The sequence below is a fragment of the Ventosimonas gracilis genome (assembly GCF_001580025.1).
Lineage (GTDB): Bacteria > Pseudomonadota > Gammaproteobacteria > Pseudomonadales > Pseudomonadaceae > Ventosimonas > Ventosimonas gracilis.
Window position 1 is genome coordinate 1 of sequence record NZ_LSZO01000120.1, and the last position, 729, is coordinate 729.

Annotated in this window: 1 protein-coding gene; it reads right to left on the reverse strand. The window is 57.9% G+C overall.

Going from position 1 to position 729, the window contains the following annotated elements:
- On the reverse strand, positions 1–729 hold a 729-nt coding region (locus tag AXE65_RS05365), incomplete at both ends, for a toprim domain-containing protein (protein ID WP_153015396.1).

Here is a 729-nt window from a genome sequence, read left to right on the forward strand (position 1 = left end):
ACATTTTCATTCCCTGCTCCTGTTTGGCCTCCCGCGCTTGTTGCTGCTGGCGGCGTTGTTGATGGCGCTGGGTTTCTTGGCGGATGGCGGCAGTGACTTGGCGTTTGAGACCGTCCTTGCCCAATGCGCTTTTTTGGGCAAGGTCGTTAAAGTCGGATAAGCGCTTTTCCTGTTGCTCGCCGGGGGCGAAGATGGGGAAGACCGCCGCGCCGTCTACGGCTTTGGCCGCGAGGGTGGCTTTTTCCCGTCCGGGGTTGCGCCCGTTTTGGCTTTCTTGCAATTTGTCGTCATCGCCTGCAATCACTATCGGCTTGTTCGGGTATTTCTCGTGCAGGGCACAGGCTACGTCTTTGAGATTGCCGCTATCAAAGGCGGCAACTGTGGCAGACCCAAGCGCTTCGGCGAGGCTGGCGGCGGTGGCGTAGCCTTCGGCAATGACCAATACCGGCGCGGATTTCAGCGCGTCCATGCCGCCGACCGGATGAAAGCAGCCCTTTTTGCGCGCGTCTTTGGCAAATCGTTTTTCGCCGTTTTCTTGAATGTACTGGGTTGTCCAGTGTTTCCCGTCACTGTCATAAGCCGGAATGATGGTGGCTTTGCCGTCCTGGCTGGTCATTGCGCCCTGATAGATGCCAATGCCCTTGCTTTGCAGATAAGGCGTAGGCGCGCTGATGGGTTTGAGGCTTTGCATCTGCTTGCTGACGCGTTCGGCGGCCTCTGCTTGCAGTT